Raw genomic sequence first — 3,554 nt, 5'->3', positions numbered from 1 at the left:
ACGACGACCAGGAAGGCAACCTGACCATGGATCACGATAGCCGAGGTCGAGGTCCTGGAATTGTATAGTTCTGTGGTTCTTTAACGGCGTTTCTTGGAACTTGAGGCAGGATCAGTAAGGGGCACGGGAGACTGTGCCCCTGATTTTGTCTGTTAGAGCGAGTGCGGACCCATGTCAATTACTGTGACGCTAGAGGAAATTGAGCAGTGGCGATCGGCGTTTGCTGATTATCCGGATGCCCTCGTTGCCCTAGATGAGATTGCGGATTGCGAAGGCGATTTAGAAGATGCCGCGATCGTCTTAGCGATTCAGGTGGGGCAGGAGCCGGATACGTCCGATCGCTGGCTCGACGGCTTAGTTAAACGTTGGCGGTATGTCATTTGCCAACCTCAGGTGAAACAGGAATTCGAGCATGGCTTGACTCCGTCGGCGCTCAGCGCTCTCGTTAGCGCAAGCGCCCTGCCGCTGAAACTCGCGACCCCAGTGGCAATTTATGTCAGTAAAACCAACATTCAAGACTTCTGTTTAGCGTTTGAGGCAAAACTTCAGTAAAGCCACGATCGCAAATAGCAAACCGCAGCTTGAATGAAAAGCTGCCAGTTGAGTAGCGACCCGGAAATTCCTCTTTTGGATAGTTGGATAACAGCGGGTGCTTCCGTTGGATTCGGTCGTGAGTTTCTACAATTGAATTATCGGCACAAACGGAGCAACGGCTCCGTCAATTGCCTAGTCGGAACCAAAATGAGGAATCAATGAATCAGCTAGGTTTGAGAAAGCTGTCGCGATCGTGGGTTTGGATGCTGGCATTGGTAAACCTGTCAGGATGCGCTGTTATCAGTCAGGTTCTTCCTAGCGTGTCGCTTCCGTTACCTTTACCTCCGGGCTCGCCTCCTGCTATTGCGGTGCAGTCGTCCACAACCTCGCAAATGGAGGCGCAAGTTCGCCAGCGCATTAACGAAGTTCGCCGCAAACAAGGCTTGAGCGAGTTACGAAACAACGAAAAATTAGCGCAGGTGGCTCGAAATTACAGCCGACGAATGGCAGAGGAAAACTTTTTTAGCCACAACAGTCCTAAGGGCGACACGATGGTCAAACGGGTGCGATCGGCGGGCATTTCCTATGTGCTACTGGGCGAAAATCTCTTCACCTGCACCAACGTTCCTCAGCCCGTCCCGGCGGCTATTGATGGCTGGATGAATAGCCCTGGACATCGCAAAAACATCTTGCAATCGGGCTTTCGTGAAACTGGAATAGGCGTATGGCGAAAAGGCAACAAGTACTATTTCACTCAGCTATTTATGCGATCGATCTAGAAGACTTGAACTCTTGCCAATTCGCTTCTATCTCACAAGAAAGTGGCAGCTATCTAGCTTTGTTCTCCTACGCTGATAAGAGAAAAATAGATTCTCTCAAAGCGTGTCAGCTACTTCCCTAGCAGCTCCTAAACAAGCAAATTCACAATCAACCAATACAGGACGAGCGTTGCAACAACGCCTCCCCAAAGATAGAGTCTGTTCATAGAAACGTAGCCTCGTTGGGTAGAGTGCGCCACCAACTGTTGGTGACGCACTCTAGAGTTCAGTTTTATAGATGATTGGACGATCGCCGCTCTCTTGGCTTGATTTGCTGAGGGAAGAACTTAATCGCACGAGTTTCTTCCAACGCAGTTGTGTCCCCATAGCTTGCATTCGCATCTGCAAGCTGCTTCGGCTGTTCGCTCACTGGCTCAACAATGTCGCCTCCCCGCGAATGCCGATCGGACACCCGTCGCTGCACCGGAATAACTTCTTCTCGGACAATGACAGGACGGCGCTGAGTTGCCAAACCAGGATTTGGTGGTGGAGCTGGCGGAGCCTGAGTAACGGGTGCATGAACTGTCGTGGCATACTGGCTTGGTGCTGCCGCTACGGGAACCCGTTCTTCAACGTGGTGTGTCCGGAAGACGGTGTTAACTTGCGCTTCGTAGAGGTCGTCTACGATCGTGTCGTTGTAGTAGGTGGGCAAATCGTTAGCGTGTGTCCGGGTCAAGCCATGAACGTAAACGCGCTGGTTGTGCAAGTCAAAATTGGTGTGGGTAAGAGGGACGATTACGCGCTTACCTGATAGCCAAGAATTCACATTAACTACCAGATATCGCAGAGTGCCATCTTCGCCAACCAATCCATCTGCAACTTCGCCAAGTTTTTCATGGCGATCGCGGTACACTTCAAACGTTTGAAGAACTTTGTTATTGGTTGGATAATTGGTCAGAGACGTGCGATAGAGCGGTTTAAAGTCGTTAATCTTATAAAGAGCCATAGTGCCCCCACCTCAGTGATTTAAAGGTATAGATTGTAGACTATACAAATCACTAAAGCTGGTTCATCTGTCAAATGAATGACTTGAAAGATAGAGCCTAAACGTCAGTTTTATTTTGCGTTTGTAGCTATTATCTTAAGCAGATTACTGAGCCACTTGAGAAACCCGTGAGTGCAGCGACGATCTCAGAACTATAGCGGCTTCAGTTGCAGAGCCTTTGAGCTGCTCCCACTGCGCCAAATCGTCTAGCCAGCACTCCACATCTTCAGCTGACCAAGTGGTGAACGGCTGCGGCTGGTCGGGATTCGCGTCACCAAACGCTTGCTTGAACCGCCTGCCCAAGTCAGCAATGCGCGGCAAGCATTCGTCTCGCTGTAGCTCGCGAGCGATCGCGTACCAATGCCGCAACTGCGACAGCGACACTAACAGCTGCCTATCTGGAATCTCGAACAAATCTAGCTGCTCACGATCAAGTTCTTCTGGCTCTCCCAGAGACTCATGCATCAGCAGTGAGTCATTGGACGACGTTGGCGCTTTTGGCTTCTGAAGTGCATCGACTTGCAGCGCTCCCGTTGCGTCTTCCACTAGCACAACGCCACCAAAGGCAGCAGCGAGTGCGTGAGACGCCTGCCTGAGTTCGTCGTCAGCAAATGAGTTAGGCATTGCGCTGTCCATGATTTTCCAGGCTTCTCGTAGAACCTCCTAGCTCCATAGTAGATCATTTGAACTACTGACGGCTAGTTTGGCGTCCGAGCCGATAAGAGCGTATCCAGGCGATCGGCGTATCCGGTTAGCTCCACGTATCCCTTGCCCTGTAGCGGCTGTCCCCGTTGTTCGCCTTGAAACGCAACCGCACCTTCCCAGTAGGTAGCAGTCGCCGTATTCAGCTCCTGATTCGACATTAACGGTTGGGCTTGCAGCGTTAGATCCAGCTTGGGAATGGTCAGCGACCACTTCGCAGGATAGACGGCTTTACTGGTGGGACTCTTCCACTGGCTTAGCACATTGATGCGCCAATCCTCCCAGCTTAGCGATTGTGTCGTGCCATCTGCTGCAACAAACGTGCCTGCGGAGGTTGGCTCCAGCGTGCCGTCATCGTGCCGCAGCAGATACAGCATCAGGGCGGAGCCGTTGTCGAACTGTGCCGAGAACCAATCCCAACCAACGGTGCCCGCGCTGAGCGAACTCGTGGAGTACTCGTGGTCTTTCCACGTTAGCCCCGTAACGTGGTAGGTCTGCTCGTTCACGCGCAGCGT

5 protein-coding genes are annotated in these 3,554 nt (G+C 51.8%); 2 read left to right on the top strand and 3 right to left on the bottom strand.

Annotation, left to right across the window (positions count from 1 at the left end; genetic code table 11):
- Positions 1–171 precede the first annotated feature (171 nt).
- On the top strand, positions 172–552 hold the full coding sequence (locus H6F43_RS10225; RefSeq protein WP_190342678.1) for a hypothetical protein: 381 nt from the start codon (positions 172–174) through the stop codon (positions 550–552).
- Between the two features lie 200 nt (positions 553–752).
- On the top strand, positions 753–1,313 hold the full coding sequence (locus tag H6F43_RS10220) for a CAP domain-containing protein (protein WP_190342677.1): 561 nt from the start codon (positions 753–755) through the stop codon (positions 1,311–1,313).
- A gap of 271 nt (positions 1,314–1,584) precedes the next feature.
- On the opposite strand, the gene H6F43_RS10215 is transcribed toward H6F43_RS10220, so the two are convergent.
- From H6F43_RS10215 to H6F43_RS10205, 3 genes are all read right to left on the bottom strand, one after another.
- On the bottom strand, positions 1,585–2,298 hold the full coding sequence (locus H6F43_RS10215; protein WP_190342676.1) for a PRC-barrel domain-containing protein: 714 nt from the start codon (positions 2,296–2,298) through the stop codon (positions 1,585–1,587).
- A 144-nt stretch (positions 2,299–2,442) separates the two neighbouring features.
- A complete protein-coding gene (locus H6F43_RS10210; RefSeq protein ID WP_190342675.1) occupies positions 2,443–2,961 on the bottom strand; it encodes a hypothetical protein in 519 nt (172 codons plus the stop codon).
- A 74-nt stretch (positions 2,962–3,035) separates the two neighbouring features.
- The coding region (locus H6F43_RS10205; protein ID WP_190342674.1) for a lipocalin family protein at positions 3,036–3,554 on the bottom strand (519 nt) is incomplete at its 5' end.

This window comes from Leptolyngbya sp. FACHB-36 (assembly GCF_014695955.1).
Lineage (GTDB): Bacteria > Cyanobacteriota > Cyanobacteriia > Leptolyngbyales > Leptolyngbyaceae > FACHB-36.
This window is presented reverse-complemented; position numbering and strand designations above follow the sequence as displayed.

Bases quoted from the DNA above. Each gene is read 5' to 3' on its own strand.
- H6F43_RS10210 (WP_190342675.1), bottom strand. From the start codon at position 2,961: ATGCCTAACTCATTTGCTGACGACGAACTCAGGCAGGCGTCTCACGCA.
- H6F43_RS10215 (WP_190342676.1), bottom strand. From the start codon at position 2,298: ATGGCTCTTTATAAGATTAACGACTTTAAACCGCTCTATCGCACGTCT.
- H6F43_RS10220 (WP_190342677.1), top strand. From the start codon at position 753: ATGAATCAGCTAGGTTTGAGAAAGCTGTCGCGATCGTGGGTTTGGATG.
- H6F43_RS10225 (WP_190342678.1), top strand. From the start codon at position 172: ATGTCAATTACTGTGACGCTAGAGGAAATTGAGCAGTGGCGATCGGCG.